Here is an 18,411-nt window from a genome sequence, read left to right on the forward strand (position 1 = left end):
TTTCAACGCCCTCGACCACAAGATGTAGTGGCTACGGTAGACCGCGACCCCGAGCGCTGCAAGCCGACTCGCAGACACTCGGAGAGCCTTCGGTGACCTCTCGTCATCCCCGCAGGTCACCGCCCGCCGGTGGCGGAAAATTGACTCGCCCGGCCGCGTGTCGCGGCTCACCGACCCCGGATGCGACATTTCGGGCGCCGGAAACGATGGCTTTTCCCCGCCGAATTCGAATGTATGTACGATTACTACAGCGGGAACCGAATGATCGCCACTGGATTGGCCTAAATTCACTCGAACGTGTGTTTGGCGCAACCTTTCGAACCCGACTACCGTTCTCCACGTGCGAGCAATCCGTCGAAAGGGCCAGCCGTGACCGGAGAAGCCACCGGAGCCATCCACCCCGGAATCCGCACCGAAACCCTCCCCGCGAAACACCCGCACAGCAACACCGTGCCGCCCCCGGCACCCGCCCCGGGCACCGAGAACGCGCAGGTCCAGGGGGGTGTGACGCGACGTCCGGCGGGGGGGCTGACGCCGCGCCAGACACGCGTCCTCGAAGTGATCCGCACCTCCGTGGAGAGCCGCGGATATCCGCCGAGCATGCGGGAGATCGGCGAGGCGGTCGGCCTCTCCAGCACATCTTCCGTCGCGCATCAACTGATGGCCCTCGAACGCAAGGGCTATTTGCGCCGTGATCCGCACCGCCCGCGCGCCTACGAGGTGCGCTCGCCGGACGGCGGCCGACCGCTCGCGCCGGCCGGTCCGCACGCCGAACGCGGCTCGCAGGCCGCGTCCTACGTGCCGGTGGTCGGCCGGATCGCGGCCGGTGGCCCGATCCTGGCCGAGCAGTCCATCGAGGACGTGTTCCCGCTGCCGCGCCAGCTCGTCGGCGACGGTGACGTGTTCCTGCTCAAGGTGAGCGGCGACTCGATGATCGAGGCCGCGATCATGGACGGGGACTACGTCGCGGTGCGCCGCCAGCCGGTCGCCGAGAACGGCGACATCGTCGCGGCGATGATCGAGGGCGAGGCCACCGTCAAGCGCCTGCGCCACCGTGACGGGCACCGCTGGCTGATGCCGCACAACCCCGCCTACGAGCCCATCCCGGGAGACGAGGCGACCATCCTGGGTCGCGTGGTGGCCGTCATGCGACGGGTCTGAGATGAGCGGGGACGGCGACATACCGGCCACGGGCGGTGCTACGGCGAGATCCCGCCGCGGCACCGCCCGTGTCACGTGCGCGGCACGCCGACGCCCGGGGCGGCGGTAGTGGTTCAGCTCGGCTCGCCCCGGCCGTCCCGGTCGATCGCGGCCAGCGAACGGCGCACCTGATTGCGGTCCTCGGTGTACCACAGCGGCGGCATCGAGGCGCGGAAGAATCCGCCGTAGCGGGCGGTGGCCAGGCGCGGATCGAGCACCGCCACCACCCCCCGGTCGTCCATCGCCCGGATCAGCCGCCCGGCGCCCTGCGCCATCAACAGCGCGGCGTGCGTGGCGGAGACCGCCATGAAGCCGTTGCCGCCGTTCTCCTGCACCGACTGCGCCCGCGCGCTCATCAGCGGGTCGTCGGGGCGCGGGAACGGGATTCGGTCCATGATCACCAACTGGCAGGCCGGCCCCGGCACGTCCACGCCCTGCCACAACGACAGGGTGCCGAACAGGCAGGTACGCGGCTCGGCCGCGAAGCGACGCAACAACTCCGCCAGCGAGTCGTCGCCCTGGCACAGGATCGGCAGCTCCAGCCGCTCGCGCAGCGCCTCGGTGGCCGCCTCCGCGCCGCGCCGCGAGGAGAACAGGCCCAGCGCCCGCCCGCCGGCCGCCTCGATCAGCTCGGCCAGCTCGTCCAGGGTGTCCGCGCTCATCCCGTCCCGGCCGGGCGGCGGCAGGTGTCGGGCCACGTAGAGAATGCCCTGGCGCGGATAGTCGAACGGCGAGCCCACGTCCAACGCGCGCCACTGCGCGAGCGCCGCATCGGTGTCCGGATCCGCCTCGTCGTCGGGCTCCTCGCCCGCGTCGCCCGCGTCCACGGTCACCGCCACCTCGGTGGGCACCGGTGCGGGCTCGTCGGTGAGCAGGCCCTCGGCGGTCAGCCCCAGGCTGCCGGCGACCCCGCGGAAGTCGCCGCCGAGCTTGAGCGTGGCCGAGGTGAGCACCACCGTGCGGTCGCCGAACAGCGCCTCGCGCAGCAGCCCGGCCATCGCGATCGGGGCCACCCGCAGCGACGCGCCGGTGCGCTCGCTGCGCTCCAGCCAGATCACGTCGTGCGGCGAGCCCTTGAGGATGCGCTCGCACGTGTCGTGGATGTTCTCGACGCCGGCCAGCGCCTGGCGGCGGGCCGCGTCCTCGTTGCTCAGCGACTTGTCCCGGACCTCGCCGAGCGAGGTGATCACCCCGCGGCTCGCGTCGCGCAGCGCGGACACCGTCCAGCCCAGGTCCGGATCCAGCTCGCGCAGCCGACCGGACTCGCGCCCCTCCATGGTCTTCTTGAACGCCTCCGACGCGGCGTCCAGATTGTCCACCGCGCTCTCGTTGGCCAGCTTGCCCGCACGGCGCGCGGCGCGGTCCACCGCGCTCAGGCTCAGCTCGGCGGTGGCCACCCCGGTGGCCCGGCTCGCGAACTCGTGCGCCTCGTCCACGATCAGCAATTCGTGCTCGGGCAACACCGGCGCGTCCTCCAACGCGTCGATCGCGAGCAGCGCGTGGTTGGTGATCACGATGTCGGCCTGCTTGGCCTGCTCGCGCGCGGCCTCGGCGAAGCAGTCGTCGCCGTACGGGCAGCGCGAGGCGCCCAGGCACTCGCGCGAGGACACCGACACCTGGGCCCAGGCCCGGTCGTTGACGCCCGGGCTCAGGTCGTCCCGGTCGCCGGTCTCGGTCTCGTCGGCCCAGTCCCGCAGCCGGACCACGTCCTGCCCCAGCTTGCTCGTGGGCGCCGGGTCGAAGAGCACCTCGCCCTCGTCCGGCGGCCCGTCGTGCAGCCGGTGCAGGCACAGGTAGTTGCCTCGGCCCTTGAGCGTGGCGAACGTCGGCGAGCGGCGCAGCAGCGGGCGCAGCGCCTCGACGGTGCGCGGCAGGTCACGCTCCACCAGTTGCCGCTGCAGCGCCAGCGTCGCGGTGGCCACCACGACCTTGCGGCGCGCGGCCAGCGCCGGCACCAGATAGGCCAGGGATTTGCCGGTGCCGGTGCCCGCCTGGACCAGGAGGTGTTCGGCGCGGGCGACCGCGCCGGAGACGGCCTCGGCCATGGACACTTGTCCGGGCCGCTCCGCTCCGCCGACGGCGGCAACGGCGGCGTGCAGGAGTTCGGTCAACGCGGGACGGTCGGAGTCGCTCATCGGGCGACAAGCCTAGATGCTCCGTCCGACATCCTTGACCGCGCGGCCCGCTTCGCCCGGCTTCTCCCCGAGTGCTTTCTCCCACCCGGTCGCGCGGCCCGTGGATCGGTCCTCGATCAGCCAAGCTTGGCGAGCACCGCCTTGGCCAGGGCCTCCTGGCCGAGCGCGTTGGGGTGCACCGGGGCGGCGGGCGACTCCGGCTTGATCCCCTCGACCCACTTGGTGCCCACCGGACGGCACACGTCGTGGCCGGCCGAGCCGGTGTAGGTGTCCACGTATTCCGCGCCCTGCTTGGCCGCCTCCTTGCCGAGCATGTCGTTCAGCGCAGGCACCACCTTGCGCAGGTAGGGCAGGTCGCCCTCGGCGACCGGCACCTGGGCGGGGCAGCCGGGGCCGCTCTCCGGCAGGATCGTGGGGTAGCCGACGACCAGGATCCGGGCCTTGGGCGAGCGCTCCTTGATGCCGGCGATGGTGGCGGCGACCTTCGGCCCGGTCGCGGCGATGCGCTGGGCCAACTCGTCGCCGCCGCCCGCCGTGTACTTGTCGGTGCACGGTTGGGTGGAGGTGGTGCTGCGGCTTTGCAGCAGGCAGGTGGTGATGATCTCGGAGAAGCCGATGTCGTTGCCGCCGATGCCCAGGGTGACCAGCGCGGTGTCCGGGCGCAGCGCGTCGAACTGCGGCGGCGGCGAGCCCTTGGTCTGCTGGCCGGCGCTCATGTCCGGCGTGCGGGCACCGCCGCAGGTGGCGTCGACGAGGCCGGCGATGTTGTGCTGCTTGGCGACCAGGTGCGCGTAGTTGCTCTCCGAGCGGCTGCAGCCGGGCGGCGCGGTGGGCACGATCACCGGTATCTGCACGCCCGCCGCGTACGAGTCGCCGAGCGCGACGAAGGTGGCCCCGCTCGCCGCGGCCGGCAGTGCCTTGGGGTTCGCCGCGGCACCCTTGTCGCCGCCGGGGGCGGCGGGCGCGCTCGGCGCACCGCTCTTGCGGTCGGCGGAGGTGTCCGAGCCGTCGGAGTCGTCCGAGCACGCGGACAGCGCGACGAGCGCCGTCAGTGCGGCCAGTCCCGCGATCGCCCTGCGAGTTGTGCGCATGTGCGCTCCCCCCTCGTCGTCGCCTTCCGCCGTTACCCGCCGGTAGGTCATGGTGTCCGGCGAGACTAGGCGCTCCCGCACGTGGATTCCAGCACCGACGGCCCCGGATCGAATCGGGTCACTCGGGCGCCGGTGGGCACGTGGCGCCACCGCGGTCCGCCGCCGCGGTCTCAGTCGAGCTTGATCGTCTCGCGGCGCTCCCCCGGCCGCGCGCGCCGCGACCCCGGCAGGTCCTCCAGCATGGTCAGGCACTCGCGGGCGGCGTCGATCTCGATGTCCTGGAAGGTCGCGGCGACCACGTCCACCCGTTCCCCGTCGGCCTCGATCACCACCCGCCCGTCCGGGCCGTAGACCCCGCTGCGTCCGCACGCCGGGCCCGGCCCGGTGTCGCCGATGTGGTTGGCGACCACCGTGTAGCAGGTGTTCTCCAGCGCTCGGGCGGCGAAGTACAGGTCGCGGCGGTGCTCGCTGTCGCCGCGGGTGTACACCCCCGGGCACAGGTAGGCGTCGCAGCCGTCGTGCACGGCCGCGCGCACGTGTTCGGGAAAACTCACGTCGTAGGCGCTGCCCAGGCCCAGTCGCCAGCCGGCGATCTCGATGGTGCAGCCGTGGTCGCCCGGGCGGAACAGCTCGCGTTCCTCGTGCCACAGGTGTTGTCGGTCGTACGCCACGTGCGCGTCGCCGTCCCGGCCGACCACCACGAGCGAGATGGTCCGCGCGCCGCCGCGGCGCACCGCGGCGCCGACCACCGCGACCGTGCGCGTCGCGTAGCAGGCGGCCTGGAGTTCGCCGAGCCGGGTGTCGCCGGGCACGATGTCGCACGGTTTCACGTCCGGCCGGAACAGATCGAGGTCATACCCCGACAGGAACAGCTCCGGCAACACCACCACGTCGGCGCCGGCCGAGGATGCGAAGCGCACGAGTTGCGCGGCCGTGGCGACATTCGCGGGGATGTCGCCCGGCCGCGCCTGGGCCTGTGCGGCGGCGACCCTCAGCGGTTGCCTCGCGTTTTCGGCGACGTCGGTCACCCGCCGCATTCTGGCATCGTGATGGGGATCACACCATCGGCAAACCGGACAGGTTGTTCGCGACCCTGGCCGGGCTCGGCGTCCGGATCACCCGCACAACGCGTTGGGCACACTCCCGTGCGCGCTCACGTGCGGGCGGGTGGGGCGGTCCCGGTAGCCGTCCAGAAGCAGCCGATTGCGGTTCAGGCACAGTCGGTCGATCCGCGGCGTGAGCAGGTCGAACAGCGCGTACCGGTCCTGGAGTTCGGGGAACGCCCGCTGGTGGTCCAGGATCTCCTCGCGCACCAGCGCCCAGAAGCCCTGCTGCGGGATGCCCAGGTGTACCACCGCGAGATCGGCCAGATAGCGGTGGTGGCCCACCAGCAGCGCGGCGTGGATGAACTGGCACAGGTAGTCGGGCCGCTCCCGCAGCAACACCGCCGCGACCTCGGCGGGCAGGTCGGCGAGTTCGGGCAGCGGTTGGTCGCTGATGTTGACGTCGTCGACGAAGTCCTTGATCGCCAGCCGGACCGGGACGTCGTGCTCGTCGAAGACCACGATCGTGTTCTCGCCGTGTGGGGAGAACACCAGGCCGTAGCGGTACAGACAGTGCAACAGCGGCGGGAGCAGGGCGTGGAAGAGTCGGCGCAACCACACCCTGGGAGCCAGTCCCGAGCGTTCGACCAGTTCGACGACGAACGGCCGGCCGGCCGGATCCACGTGCAGCAGCGAGGCGAGGGTACGGGCGCGTTCGCCCGGATCCAGCCGCGGGGCCAGCGGTTCGCGCCAGATCGCGCCGAGCAGTTCGCGGTACTGGTAGGGCACGCCCGGCAGTTCCTCCAGCACCGGGTGGCGCACGGTCACCGACGCGGTCTCGCCCAGCATGATCACCCGGCACTCGTCGCGCAGGAACGGGTCCGCGTCGCGCAGACCGATCACCCAGTCGGTGACCGCGGGCGCGGCCAGCGTGCGCTCGCTGGGCAGGCCGCGCCACACCAGCGTGTTCAGCACCGACAGCGGGAGTTTGACGGTGCGCCGCGCGGGCCGGTCCAGGTTCACGAAGGTACGCACCGACTGCTGCGCGAGATGCCGGTCCTCGGCCTCGCCCAGCGGCAGAATGCGTCCGGCGGCGATCTCCGGCGCGAACAGCGTCGCGATCGTCTCGTCCCACTGCCACGGATGCACCGGCAACCACAGGAAGTCGTCCGGCTCCAGCCCGCGGGCGGCCGGCACCCGACAGAAGCCCTCGATGGTCGCCGGGTCCAATTCCTCGTCGTACAACCGTGCTTCGCTCAGGCCCGGCACCGCCCGATAGGCCGCCAGGTCCCGATGCACCGCGATCCACGGCAGCCGCAGCGCCCGCCGCGCCTCCGGCGCGTAGCGGGCCGCGTCGCTCGCCGAGAAACCGACCCGGCCCTTGTTCGGCACGATCCACGGATGGCCGGTTTGATGCCCCTCCAACTCGGCGTAGCCCAGGTCGGCCAGCGTCGCCGCGTCCGCCGCGCCGCCCGCGATGGCCGCGTCGGCGGCCAGCGTCGCGGTCAATTCGCGCACCAGGTGGCCCGCGGTGTCGCCGCTGAGGCCGATCACGGTGTGTGCGTCCAGCAGGAACTGGAGCATGTCCTCGGCCGGGTCGGTGCCGCCCTCCCACTCGCGCACCACCGACGCGGGATCCACGTGCCACGCCTCGTAGGCGCCGCGCCGGGCCCGGAAGCGGTAGTGCACATCGCCCGCGACGTCCACGGTGTAGGTGTCGCCGTCGGCGAGCGGGGTCAGCAGTTCCTCGTAGGCGAACTCGGCGAGCGACTTGGCGATCATCTCCCGGTTGACCCGTCGCCACACGTTCGGGTCGTCGGCGGGCGCGCCGGGCCGCGCGCCGGGGACCCGGGAGGCGGGCTCAGGTTCGGCGTGTCGGGCGCCCTGGTGCGGCAGTTCGGCCTCGATGGGCTCCGCTGCCGGGTTCGACTGCGACATTGCGTACCTCTGCGGGGTCGGTCGCGCCCACTCGCTGCGGTCGACGCGCGGGCTCGGTGTCGCCCGCGGCCAGGCCGAACGTGGTGAACGCGGTACGGATCGGCAGTCGGTAGACCGCGTCGCCGCACACGGAGTTGAGAATGGTCGCGGCCCGGTGCGCGCCCAGGCCCAGATCGGGGGTGCCCACGCCGTGCGTGTGCAGCTCGGCGTTTTGCGTGTACAGCCCGCCGGTGACGTGCTCGGCGAGCACGACCCGGTGATCCACGTCGATCAGTGGCCGGCCGGCGTCGTCGCGCGCGATCAGGTCCCGCATCGGATCCAACAGCGCGGGATGTCGCTGCGCGTACCCGGTGGCCAGCACCACCCGGTCGGTGCGCACGGTGAAGGCGCGGTCCTGTTCGCCGTGTCGGCAGCCCAGTTCCACACCCTCGCGGGTGATGCGCGCGGCGGTCACCGTGACGTCGGGCATCAGCGTCGCGCGCACCCGCCCGCCCGCGATGCCCCGCTCGTAGAGCTCGTCGTGGATGGCGGCGATGGTGTCCGCGCTGATCGCCTTGTAGAGCTGCCACTGCTCGGGCAACAGGCGGTCACGGACCGGTTCGGGCAGCGCGTGGAAGTAGCGCGTGTAGTCGGGCGTGAAGTGCTCCAGGCCGAGTTTGGAGTATTCCATCGGGGCGAACGCGGGCGAGCGGGTCAGCCAGGTCAGCCGCCGGCTCGGGCCGGTGCGCCGGCGCAGCAGGTCCAGGAAGACCTCCGCGCCGGACTGCCCCGAGCCCAGCACCGTGACGTCGCGGGCGTCGGTCAGATCCGCGCGGTGGTCGAGGTAGCGGGCCGCGTGCAGGACGTTGTTGCCGAGCAGGCCCGCGAACGGCTCCGGCACCACCGGTTCGGTGCCGATGCCCAGCACCACGTGCCGGGCGTGCACGTGGTGCCGCTCGCCGGTCCGCACGTCGGCGAACTCGACCCGGTACAGGTCGCCCTCCCAGGACACCGACCCGACGTCGCTGCCGAACCGACAGGCCGGCAGCGCCTCGGCGACCCACCGGCAGTAGTGGTCGTACTCGCGTCGCGGCACATGCAGCCGCTCGGCGAAGTAGAACGGGAACAACCGGTCGTGCGCGCGCAGATAGGCCAGGAACGACCATGGATTGGTCGGGTCGACCAGGGTGACCAGGTCGGCCAGGAACGGCACCTGGAGGGTGGTGCCGTCCAGGAGCAGCCCCGGATGCCAACTGAAGGAGGGGGCCCGGTCCAGGAACAGCGTGCGCAGCGGCTCGACCCGGTCGGCCAGCGCGGCGAGCGCCAGGTTGAACGGCCCGATGCCCACCCCCACCAGGTCGTACACCACCGTCCCGGGGTCGGCCGCCCGGCGCGGCGCGGGCAGACGTTCGATCACCGCCGGGCACCCGAATCCCGGGCGGCGCGTCCGCGCATCATCAACGCGGCCCGCTTGTCCGGGAGTTCGACATCGCCCAGGCGGGCGAACCCGGCCCGGGCGAAGGCCGCCAGCGACGCCTCGTTGCGCACGTCGGGCTCGGCCACCACCCGCATCGTGTCGGGGGCCGCGCGCAACACCAGTTCGGTGACCGCGCGCAGCAGCAGCGAGCCGATCCCGCGCCCGCGCCACGCGGCCGGCCCGACCAGCAGGTGGATCCCCACGTCGTGCGGGCGGGCCGGGTAGTACCGGGCCAGGTCGTCCAGGTCGGCGCGATACAACTCCCAGTAGCTGATCGGTTCGTCGTCCAGGCAGCCCAGGTAGGCGTTGGTCTGCGTACGCACGGCCCGGGTCGCCAGGTGTCGGCGCACCACCTCCTCGTCTCCCGCCAGCTCCCACCAGCGGGCGATGTCGGGGTCGTTCATCCACGCGTGCAGCAGCGGCAGGTCGCGCTTGGTGTGGATCTCGTGCAGCGAGAACCGGCCCGCCGGGAGCAGGACCGCTCCCCAGCGCGCCGCCTCGGCGAGCGGGCCGGCCGGCCCCGCGCCCAGGGTCCCGGTGTTTCGGCGCGTGTTGGTCAGACGCACGGTCGGGGCCTCGGCGAGGTCGTGCCGCCGGGCTTCGGCGGGCGACGACAGGAATGACGGGCTCATACGGGGACGGGACCTCCTGGGACCGGGCTACGCGGGGGCGTCGGCGAGCGGGTTGCGGATGTGCACGTAGATCGACTGGGTCGCCACGGGACCGACGAGTTCGTCCAGACCGTGCAGTCGGGTCATCAGGTTGGCCTTGCAGCGCGGCCGGGGATCGGTGAGCAGCGAACGCGCCGCGCCGCAGGTGGGCGCGTGCGCCGCGAGCAGCGTGCGCAGCCGGGCCAGCAGCACCGACTCCTCGATCAGGCCCTGCGCGCCGAACGCGCCGATCAGGCCGAGCAGGTTGTTCACGCCCAGGTAGTAGGCCAGCCGCTCGTCGGCGATCTCGTCCGCGACGAGGGTGTCGCTGGCCACCCCGGCCGCGGGCAGCCGCCGGGCCAGGTCGGCGGCGCGCGAGGCGCGGAAGTAGTAGCCCTGGTTGTCCCGGTAACGTCCGCCCACGGGCCAGCCGTCCGCGTCCAGCAGGACCAGGGTGTTCTGGTGGTGCGCCTCCAGGGCCACGCCCGCGTGCCGGTCCAGCCACAACACCGGCTCGGCCACCACCGCCAGGTAGCGCTCGAACCACTCCTCGGCGACCGAGGCCAGGCTGCGCTCGCCGCGCTCGGCCAGCGCGTGCACGTATCGGGCCAGCCGCGAGGGGCCGATCCCGGGTCGCTCGGCCACCAGCGCGGCCACGCACGACACCCGCTGCCGGGGCCCGAACGGGTTCGCCCGCAGCACCAGTTCCAGGCCGGCGGCAGGACGGTCCTGGCGCGGGAACGGCTCCGGCGGCGCGACCGAGAGCCAGGCCGGGTCCCGGACGATGTCGAACTCGGGGTGCGCGAGACGCAGTTCGTGCTCCAGGCCGGAACGCAGCAGGCGGTGCACCTCGATCCCGCGCAGCAGTTCCTTGGGCAGGTTCTCCCGGCGCGAGTTGGTGATCCGCAGGCCCAACGAGAGCTTGAGCATCACCTGGGCGTCGGGTCGATAGACGGTGCGCACCGAGGAGGTGGGATGCCAGGGGGCGCCGGCGGGGCCCAGCGCGCGCAGCCGGCCCGACTCGAACAGCGCCCGCAGGTGCGCCCGCCCGGGCAGGTCCCGGGCCTGCCACGGATGGGCGGGCACCAGCACGGTTCCCTCCGGCGCGCGCAACTCGCCCGCGAACTCGGCCAGCACGTCGGCGGCCTCGCGCTCCAGCGCGCTGTCCTGCGCGACCAGGTCGGCGTCCGCGGCGAACCAGTGCAGCGCGAAGGAGCCGCGCAACTCGGGCGACCACGCGGCGTCCTCGTCCGGATCGAGCCGGTCGCGGCTCTTGGGCGTGGGATGCATCGGGTGGCCCAGGACCAGCGATTGCTCGGTGGCCAGGAACGGCGTCGTCCCGGGCGGGTCCTCGGGGTGCGCCCGGCGGTGGGCGATGTAGCGCTCGGTGTGGGTGACCGAGTCGGCGACCCGGATCGCGGTGTCCCCGCACGCCTCACCGGCCGCCGGGGTGCCGCTCGCGCTCGCCTCGTCGCCCAGCAGCAGCGCCAGCGTGACCGCGTTCAACGGCCCCTCGTCGACCAGATGCGGGGCGCCGAAGCGATGCCAGCCGGCCGGCGACCAATAGCGCACGGGCACGGTGATCGTGCGCCCGATCGCGGGCAACTCGATGCTCAGCATGCTCGACTGCGGCCTGGGCAGCGCCCGTTCGCGCACCCAGCAGCGGAGCAGGCACTCGACCGTGGCCCCGTCGGCGGCGCGCCGGGCCTGCGGCGCGTCGAGGTGGTCCGCTTCGGGATCCGTCCGCACGGCGGACGGGTCGGGACCCGCGATGGTCATCGCTGCTCCGTGTGGTGTCGATCGACCCGGTGGTCGATGCCCGTGGATGAGGTTGCTCTCGGGATATGGAGGTTTCGACCCGTATCGATTGTTTGTCGGTGTTGCTCGCAAACGTGCGAGGCGCGCGGAACGGATCGTTGTTGACGGAGCGTCAGCAGGGCGGCGCGCTCTCCGTGCGCCCCGCCTCGACCACTGCCTCCAGCAGGGCCGCCACATCCGCCGCGGTGGTGTTCGGGTTGAGCAGGGTGAGCTTGAGCCGGACCGAGCCCGGACCCTCGCCCAGTTCGGTCCGGCCCACCACCGCGCGCCCCTCGTGCAGCAGGCGACGGCGCAACGCGGCGTTGACCCGGTCCGTCTCGGCCGCGGCCACCGGGCCCGGCCCGTCGTGGCGCTCGGGGAGATAGCGGAACACCACCGAGGTGAGCACCGGCTCCGCGGCCAACTCCAGGCGCGGATGGGCGCGCACCGACCGCGCCGCGAACCGGGCCAGGTCGTGGCAGCGCTCCACCAACTCGCCCAACCCGGCCCGACCCAGCGCCCGCAGGGTGACCGCGATCTTGAACACGTCCGCCCGCCGGGTGGTGCGCGGCGAGTTGCCCAACAGGCTGAAGTAGCCGGCCTGTTCGTCGTCGTCCGGATTCAGGTAGGCGGCCCGCTGCGCGAGCGGGGCCAGCAGTGCCGCGTCGCGGACCAGGAAGACCCCGGCGGCGACCGGCTGCCAGCCCAGCTTGTGCAGATCCAGGCCCACCGAATGGGCCCGGGACAATCCGGTCAACAGCGGCGCGAGCCGCTCCGAGAACAGCGCGCCGCCGCCGTAGGCCGCGTCCACATGCAGCCAAGCGCCCAACTCGCGGGCCACCGAGGCGATCGCCGGCAGCGGATCGATCGCCCCCAGGTCGGTGGTGCCCGCGGTGGCCACGATCGCCGCGATCCGGTCGTTGCCGGCCAGCACCCGGCGGCCGGCCGCGGCCAGCGCCGACGGGTCCATCCGATGATCGGCACCCGCCGGCACGGTGACCACGGCGTCCTCCCCCAGACCGAGCAGGCCCGCACAGCGGCGGATGGAGAAGTGCGCGGCCTGCGAACACAGGACCCGCCGCCGACCCACCCCCGGGCCCACCGCGTCCCGCGCCAACAGCAGGCCCATCAGGTTGGATTCGGTGCCGCCGCTGGTGATCGTGCCGCCCGCCGCCTTCGGCGCGAAGCCGACCAGACCCGCGAGCGCGGCGACCACCTCCAACTCCAGCGCACTCGCCGCCGGGGCCTGGTCCCACGAGTCGAGCGAGGGATTGAGCGCACCGGCGATCAGATCCGCGGCCACCGCGACGGCCAGCGGCGGGCAGTGCAGATGCCCCGCACAGAACGGATCGGCCGGATCCGCGGCCCCCCACGCCAGCAGCGCGGACAACTCGCCCAGCGCGGCGAACTCACCCACGCCGACCGCCGGCAGCGCACCCGGACCCACCGCGCCCGACCCACGCGGAGCCGGTACCGCACCCACCGCGCCCGCGCCCAGCACCCGGGCCACCTCGGCCGCGACCGCGACCGGACCGCCCGCCGGCAGCGCGCCGCCCCGCGCGCCCGCGCCGTCCGCGAGCGCGGCCAGCGCGACCTCGACCAGCGTGCGCAGCGCGTCGGCGCCCGCGACCCCGCCCGCCAGCGCGGCCCCGACCGGATGCCCGACGGGCCGCGCGCCGCTCACGCCGACTCCGATCCGGCGGGCGAGGTCCGCTGCCCGGTCCGGGCCGCCTCGATCGCCTCCGCCAGCCGCTCCAACACCGCGTCCGCCTGCACGTCGGTCATCGTCAGCGGCGGCAGCAGCCGCACCACGCTGTCGTGCCGCCCGCCCAACTCGACGATCAGCCCCCGAGCCAGCGCCTCGCGGCGCACCGCGCGGGCCAACGCGGGCGCCGCGGGCCGGGCCCCGCACCCGTCGGCGGCGGCGTCCGGCACGACGATCTCCACGCCCAGCATCAACCCCCGCCCGCGCACGTCGCCGATCGCCGGCTGACCGGGCATCAGGTCGCGCAGCGCGCCCACGAGCCGAGCCCCCAACCGGGCCGCCCGCTCGTGCAGCCGGTGCTCGCGCACGAAGGCGATCGTCGCGGTGCCGGCCGCCATCGCGAGCTGGTTGCCGCGGAAAGTGCCCGCGTGCGCGCCGGGCCACCAGTGGTCCAGTTCGGCGCGATAGACCACCACCGCGAGCGGCAGGCTGCCGCCGATCGCCTTGGAGACGACCATCACGTCCGGCACCACCCCGGCGTGGTCCACGCCCCACATCGCACCGGTCCGGCCCAGGCCGGTCTGTACCTCGTCGGCGATCAACGCGATGCCGCGCTCCGCGGTCAGCCGGCGCATCTCGCGCAGCCAGCCGTCCGGCGCCGGCAACACCCCGCCCTCGCCCTGCACGGGCTCCACGATCATCCCGGCCGGCGCCGGCACCCCGCCGTTCGGGTCCTCCAGGAGCGTGCGCGCGTAATGCGCGGCCACCCGCTCGCCCTCGGCGCCGCCGGTGCCGAACGGGCAGCGATAGTGCTGCGGGAACGGCAGCCGCACGGTGTCCCCGGTGCCCGCGCCCATCGCGTCGCGAATCGCGGTGTCGCCGCTGACCGCCAACGCGCCCGCGGTCATCCCGTGGTAGGCGCCGGTGAACGCGACCACCCCACGCCGTCCGGTCGCGGTCCGGACCAGCTTCAGCGCCGCCTCCACCGCGTCGGTGCCGGCCGGCCCGCAGAACTGGATCCGGCCGTTGCGCGCCAACTCCGGCGGCAGCGTGGCGAAGAGTTCCTCGACGAAGCGGTCCTTGACCGGGGTGGCCAGATCGAGCACGTGCAGCGGCGCGCCGGTGTCCAACACGGCGCGGATCGCCGCGAGCACCACGGGGTGGTTGTGGCCGAGCGCGAGCGTGCCGGCGCCGGAGAGGCAGTCGAGGTAGCGCCGGCCGTCGGCCCCCTCGACGGTCATCCCCCGGGCCCGCACCGGCACGATCGGCAACGAGCGCGCGTAGGTGCGCGCCGACGACTCGCGGGCGGCCTGTCGACGCAGGATGCCCGGCCCGTCGGCGGGCGGCGGCCCGATGCGCTGATGACCGATTCGCCCGGCCTGCCCGGAAGTGGTGGCCGGCGAAGCGGTGTCCCCGGTCGCCGGACGCACGAACGCCGCGTCCGCCGAGGCGGGGTCCGGCGGCGTGCCGGCCGGCGCGGACGTGCCCGCCGCGGCGGTATCGGCGGGCGGCGCGCCCGGCGCCGGGTCCTCGATGCCGGAGCGGTCGTCCGGCCTGGTCAGGGCGGCGGTCATGACTGCGGCACCTCCACGAGGGCGATCGGAATTTAGGTAAGGCTTACCTTGAAGGAATGACCGGGAGCAACATGCTCACCACAACGAGTGACAGCCTCCGGGTCGACTGCCCCCTGTCCCAGACAACGACCGAACCGCCGCCCGATCACGGGCGCGACGCCCTCCGATACTGTCGGGCGGTCATATACGGGGGGCGCACACGGGGAGGTAGGCGCTTGACGCGCGGCGTTCGCACGCTGTTCGTCACGCTGACGGTGGCGGTGTCGCTGCTGGTGACGGGCACCGTCATGGCGTTGACACTCAACGGAGTCAGCAACGACGACGGCAACGGCAGAGGGCCGGAGGCACTCGCGGATCCCGGCGATCCCGCGCACTGGACCCCGGAACGCATGAGCCGGGCCAAGCCCCGCGACCCCAGGGGTGAGGACGGCCCACCCGCCCCGACCGCGGCACCCGAGCAACCCGGCCCGCAACCGCCCCGAGGACCCCTGCCGGACGTGCTCGCCGAGGCCAAACCGCCACCCGTCCAAGCCCGTCAGGTGACCCGCCCCTACACCGGCACGGCCGGCACCGTCGCCGCCGGCAAACTCTTCTTCGAAGCCCCCGACGGCCCATCCGTCTGCTCCGGCACCGTGGTCGCCGACCCCAAACGCCCCGGCCGCAGCAACCTGGTCTGGACCGCCGGCCACTGCGTACACGCCGGCCGCGGCGGCACCTGGTTCAACAGCCTGCAATTCGTACCCGCGTTCAACAGCAGCGGCCAGGCCACCCTGGCCAACCTCGGCAACCCGGGCCCGGTCGCACCGTTCGGCCAGTGGTGGGCGACCTCGGTGTCCACCTCCGATCAATGGCGCGCCGGCGGCACCGGCTCCACGTCACCCGCCACCGCCTACGACTACGCGGTCGTCGAGGTCAAGAATCCCGACCGCAGCGCGCGCAGCCTGGAGGAGGTCGTCGGCCGCGCCCTGCCGGTGTGGTTCGACGCCCCACGCGACCTGACCGACGCCGGCGCGTACGGCTACCCGCAGGACGCCCCCTTCGACGGACTGACCATGTTCGCCTGCACCCAGGACCCGCGCCGGATGACCGTCGACCCGAACAGCCCGCCCCTGCTCCGGATCGGCTGCACCATGACCGCCGGCGCCAGCGGCGGCGGCTGGTACGCCACCGCCCCCGACGGCACCCTGCGGCTGATCGGCAACAGCGCGCTCAGCGGCGCCGGCCACACCTGGATCGCCGGCCCCTACCTGGACCAGGACGCCCGCCGCATGCTGGACAACCTCAAACGCAAACGCTGAGCACGCCCGGCACAGCCGCCTTCGGACACGACAAAGGCCCGGGTCGCACACAAACATCGTGTGCGACCCGGGCCCGACCGGCCGACGGTCAGCGGTTGGCGACCACGAACCGCTCCAACTCGGCGGCGAGTTGCCGACCCACCCGAGCGTGCAGCCAGGTGCCCGCCTCGCGATGCTCGGTGGCCATCAGCTCGCCGGTCGCGTGCACCTTCGCCACCAGGTCGCCGCGCTCGTACGGCACGACCACCTCGATCTCGACATCCGGGCGCGGCAGTTCCTCGTCGATCAAGGCGAGCAGCTCGTCCATGCCCTGCCCGGTACGGGCCGACACCACGATCGCGTGCTTCTCCCGACGCAACAGCCGCGCGAGCACCTCCGGATCGGCCGCGTCCGCCTTGTTCACCACCACGATCTCGCGCACCTTGTGCGCCTCGACCTCGGTGAACACCTCGCGCACGGCCGCCAGTTGCGCCTCCGGCGTGGGATCGGAGCCGTCCACCACATGCAGGATCAGGTCCGCGTCGGCGACCTCTTCCAGGGTGGAGCGGAACGCCTCGACCAGTTGGTGCGGCAGGTGTCGCACGAAACCGACCGTGTCGGCGAGCGTGTACCCACGACCGCTGGGCGTCTCGGCCCGGCGCACCGTCGGATCCAGCGTCGCGAACAACGCGTTCTCCACCAGCACACCAGCACCGGTCAACCGGTTCAGCAGCGAGGACTTGCCCGCGTTGGTGTAGCCCGCGATGGCCACCGACGGGATGGCGTTGCGACGCCGCTCCTGCCGCTTGGTGTCCCGGGCCTTCTTCATGTCCGCGATCTCGCGGCGCATCTTGGCCATCTTCTCCCGGATGCGCCGACGATCGGTCTCGATCTTCGTCTCACCGGGACCACGCGTGGCCATCCCGCCACCGCCGCCGCCACCCATCTGGCGCGACAGCGAGGCGCCCCAGCCACGCAGGCGCGGCAGCATGTACTGCATCTGCGCCAACGAGACCTGCGCCTTGCCCTCTCGGGACTTGGCGTGCTGGGCGAAGATGTCCAGGATCAACGCCGTGCGGTCCACGACCTTGACCTTGACCACGTCTTCGAGCTGAATGAGCTGACCCGGGGTCAACTCACCGTCGCAGACCACGGTGTCCGCGCCCGTGGCGATCACCACGTCGCGCAGTTCCTTGGCCTTTCCGGACCCGATGTAGGTCGCCGGGTCCGGCTTGTCCCGGCGCTGGATCAGCCCGTCCAGCACCTCCGAGCCCGCGGTCTCCGCGAGCGCGGCGAGTTCCTTGAGTGAATATTCGGCGTCCGCGGCGGTGCCGTCGGTCCAGACCCCGACCAACACGACCCGTTCCAGGCGAAGCTGTCGGTATTCGACCTCGGTGACGTCGGTCAGCTCCGTGGAGAGACCGGCGATCCGGCGCAACGCCCCGCGGTCCTCGCGGTCGAACTGATCGCCGTCGTAGTCGAACGGACGAACCCCGACGTCATCGCCCGATCCGAATCCGTCGAAGGCCGCTCCGTCGTCGAAGCCGTCGGCGTCGTCGAGATGAGTCGAGTCCGTGTCGTCGTGTCCGGCGCGGTGTGAGCGAGAAGTCATATCGTCCTGTTCAACGTAGTCGGCGGGCCGCTCCATTCCCCGGGGCGGCCGTCATGATGGTCCCACGACGGCCCGCACGGGGGCATCCGGGTTTTCGGCCGGTTCGTCCACCGGCTCACCCCGAACGCGTCGGCGGCTCGACCACGACCGCGCCGAACCTCTACCTCACGAGGTCAGCAGCCGCGCCTGCCCCGCGTCGGTGTGCACCTTGATCTTGTGCTGCGACTGGTCGTTGCGGGAGACCTTGACGTCGGTGTCGCCGATCGTGGTGGACACGTCCGCCGCGTACTGCTGCCCGCCCGGCACCCGCACCGTCGCCCGGCCCGCGTTGGTCTTGGCGTCCACGTCGTTCGGCGCCTTGGTGAAGGTCAGGTCGATCGACCCGGCGCCGGTCTGCGCGGTCACCTTGTCCGAGGTGACCCCCTCGCCGTCGATCTTGCCCGCGCTGGTGTGCAGGTTGAGCGTGCCGGTCACATCGCGCAGGGTCACGTTGCCCGCGTCGGTGCGGATGTCGAGCGCGGCGCCACTGCGCGGAATGGTCACCTCGTACGCCACGAAGCAGGCCTTCTTGCTCGCGCAGTCGTAGTCGAGCACCAGTTGCCCGTTGCCGTCCACGTTGTGCGTGGTCGTCGGCGCGGTCTTGTCGTAGTGCTGTTTCTCGGTCACCTTGACCGTCTTGACGTCGGCCTCCGTCACCTTGACGTTGCCCGCGTTGCTGTCCACCTTGATCGAGCGCACGCTCTGCGACACGTCGTAGGACGTGGTCTTCTTCTCCGCCTCGTGTCCGTCGGTGTCCACGTTGAATTCACACGCGGTGAGCGCCAACGGGAGCGCGACCAGCGGGACCAGCAGAGCCAATCGACGGTTGCGGGCAGACATGGTTTCTCCTTGGGTCGGGGCGGGGCCCGCCGCCCGAACGCGCGACCACTTCCC

13 protein-coding genes are annotated in these 18,411 nt (G+C 72.7%); 2 read left to right on the forward strand and 11 right to left on the reverse strand.

Annotated features, from left to right (window positions below; all coding sequences use genetic code 11):
- Positions 1-504: 504 nt before the first annotated feature.
- Complete coding sequence (gene lexA, locus ACFXMF_RS08870) at positions 505-1,161, forward strand: transcriptional repressor LexA (protein WP_360312960.1); 657 nt, start codon at positions 505-507, stop codon at positions 1,159-1,161.
- Positions 1,162-1,274: 113 nt separating this feature from the next.
- Here the strand turns inward: lexA and ACFXMF_RS08875 are convergent, their stop codons facing one another.
- From ACFXMF_RS08875 to ACFXMF_RS08915, 9 genes are all read right to left on the reverse strand, one after another.
- On the reverse strand, positions 1,275-3,335 hold the full coding sequence (locus ACFXMF_RS08875; RefSeq protein WP_379992099.1) for an ATP-dependent DNA helicase: 2,061 nt from the start codon (positions 3,333-3,335) through the stop codon (positions 1,275-1,277).
- Positions 3,336-3,451: 116 nt separating this feature from the next.
- Positions 3,452-4,426 (reverse strand): SGNH/GDSL hydrolase family protein, encoded by a 975-nt coding sequence (locus ACFXMF_RS08880; protein ID WP_360312808.1) that lies wholly within the window; start codon positions 4,424-4,426, stop codon positions 3,452-3,454.
- A gap of 170 nt (positions 4,427-4,596) precedes the next feature.
- Entirely contained in the window at positions 4,597-5,454 is an 858-nt protein-coding gene (locus tag ACFXMF_RS08885) for a carbon-nitrogen hydrolase family protein (RefSeq protein WP_360312806.1), read from the reverse strand.
- Positions 5,455-5,541: 87 nt separating this feature from the next.
- Positions 5,542-7,407 (reverse strand): IucA/IucC family protein, encoded by a 1,866-nt coding sequence (locus ACFXMF_RS08890; RefSeq protein WP_379988899.1) that lies wholly within the window; start codon positions 7,405-7,407, stop codon positions 5,542-5,544.
- Positions 7,331-8,803 (reverse strand): lysine N(6)-hydroxylase/L-ornithine N(5)-oxygenase family protein, encoded by a 1,473-nt coding sequence (locus ACFXMF_RS08895; protein WP_360312804.1) that lies wholly within the window; start codon positions 8,801-8,803, stop codon positions 7,331-7,333. Before ACFXMF_RS08895 ends, ACFXMF_RS08890 begins: the two co-directional genes overlap by 77 nt.
- Positions 8,800-9,495 carry a GNAT family N-acetyltransferase gene (locus ACFXMF_RS08900; protein ID WP_360312802.1) on the reverse strand — a complete coding sequence of 232 codons (696 nt, stop codon included), beginning with the start codon at positions 9,493-9,495 and terminating at the stop codon, positions 8,800-8,802. Before ACFXMF_RS08900 ends, ACFXMF_RS08895 begins: the two co-directional genes overlap by 4 nt.
- 27 nt (positions 9,496-9,522) lie before the next feature.
- A complete protein-coding gene (locus tag ACFXMF_RS08905; RefSeq protein ID WP_360312800.1) occupies positions 9,523-11,292 on the reverse strand; it encodes an IucA/IucC family protein in 1,770 nt (589 codons plus the stop codon).
- Between the two features lie 151 nt (positions 11,293-11,443).
- Positions 11,444-12,994 (reverse strand): aspartate aminotransferase family protein, encoded by a 1,551-nt coding sequence (locus tag ACFXMF_RS08910; protein ID WP_360312799.1) that lies wholly within the window; start codon positions 12,992-12,994, stop codon positions 11,444-11,446.
- On the reverse strand, positions 12,991-14,589 hold the full coding sequence (locus ACFXMF_RS08915; protein WP_360312797.1) for a diaminobutyrate--2-oxoglutarate transaminase: 1,599 nt from the start codon (positions 14,587-14,589) through the stop codon (positions 12,991-12,993). The genes ACFXMF_RS08910 and ACFXMF_RS08915 overlap by 4 nt, the downstream gene beginning before the upstream one ends.
- A gap of 215 nt (positions 14,590-14,804) precedes the next feature.
- Here ACFXMF_RS08915 and ACFXMF_RS08920 point away from each other — a divergent pair, with 215 nt between their 5' ends.
- Positions 14,805-15,887 carry a trypsin-like serine peptidase gene (locus ACFXMF_RS08920; RefSeq protein ID WP_379988898.1) on the forward strand — a complete coding sequence of 361 codons (1,083 nt, stop codon included), beginning with the start codon at positions 14,805-14,807 and terminating at the stop codon, positions 15,885-15,887.
- 88 nt (positions 15,888-15,975) lie between these two features.
- Here the strand turns inward: ACFXMF_RS08920 and hflX are convergent, their stop codons facing one another.
- Both hflX and ACFXMF_RS08930 read right to left on the reverse strand, forming a co-directional pair.
- Positions 15,976-17,478 carry a GTPase HflX gene (gene hflX, locus ACFXMF_RS08925; RefSeq protein WP_360312793.1) on the reverse strand — a complete coding sequence of 501 codons (1,503 nt, stop codon included), beginning with the start codon at positions 17,476-17,478 and terminating at the stop codon, positions 15,976-15,978.
- A 165-nt stretch (positions 17,479-17,643) separates the two neighbouring features.
- Positions 17,644-18,357 carry a DUF4097 family beta strand repeat-containing protein gene (locus ACFXMF_RS08930; protein ID WP_360312791.1) on the reverse strand — a complete coding sequence of 238 codons (714 nt, stop codon included), beginning with the start codon at positions 18,355-18,357 and terminating at the stop codon, positions 17,644-17,646.
- Positions 18,358-18,411 lie beyond the last annotated feature (54 nt).

Origin of the sequence: Embleya sp. NPDC059213 (genome assembly GCF_042754445.1) — a bacterium.
GTDB lineage: Bacteria > Actinomycetota > Actinomycetes > Streptomycetales > Streptomycetaceae > Embleya.

Coding starts and splice junctions, on each gene's coding strand:
- ACFXMF_RS08875 (WP_379992099.1), bottom strand. CDS start 3,335: ATGAGCGACTCCGACCGTCCCGCGTTGACCGAACTCCTGCACGCCGCC.
- ACFXMF_RS08880 (WP_360312808.1), bottom strand. CDS start 4,426: ATGCGCACAACTCGCAGGGCGATCGCGGGACTGGCCGCACTGACGGCG.
- ACFXMF_RS08890 (WP_379988899.1), bottom strand. CDS start 7,407: ATGTCGCAGTCGAACCCGGCAGCGGAGCCCATCGAGGCCGAACTGCCG.
- ACFXMF_RS08900 (WP_360312802.1), bottom strand. CDS start 9,495: ATGAGCCCGTCATTCCTGTCGTCGCCCGCCGAAGCCCGGCGGCACGAC.
- ACFXMF_RS08905 (WP_360312800.1), bottom strand. CDS start 11,292: ATGACCATCGCGGGTCCCGACCCGTCCGCCGTGCGGACGGATCCCGAA.
- ACFXMF_RS08915 (WP_360312797.1), bottom strand. CDS start 14,589: ATGACCGCCGCCCTGACCAGGCCGGACGACCGCTCCGGCATCGAGGAC.
- hflX (WP_360312793.1), bottom strand. CDS start 17,478: ATGACTTCTCGCTCACACCGCGCCGGACACGACGACACGGACTCGACT.
- ACFXMF_RS08930 (WP_360312791.1), bottom strand. CDS start 18,357: ATGTCTGCCCGCAACCGTCGATTGGCTCTGCTGGTCCCGCTGGTCGCG.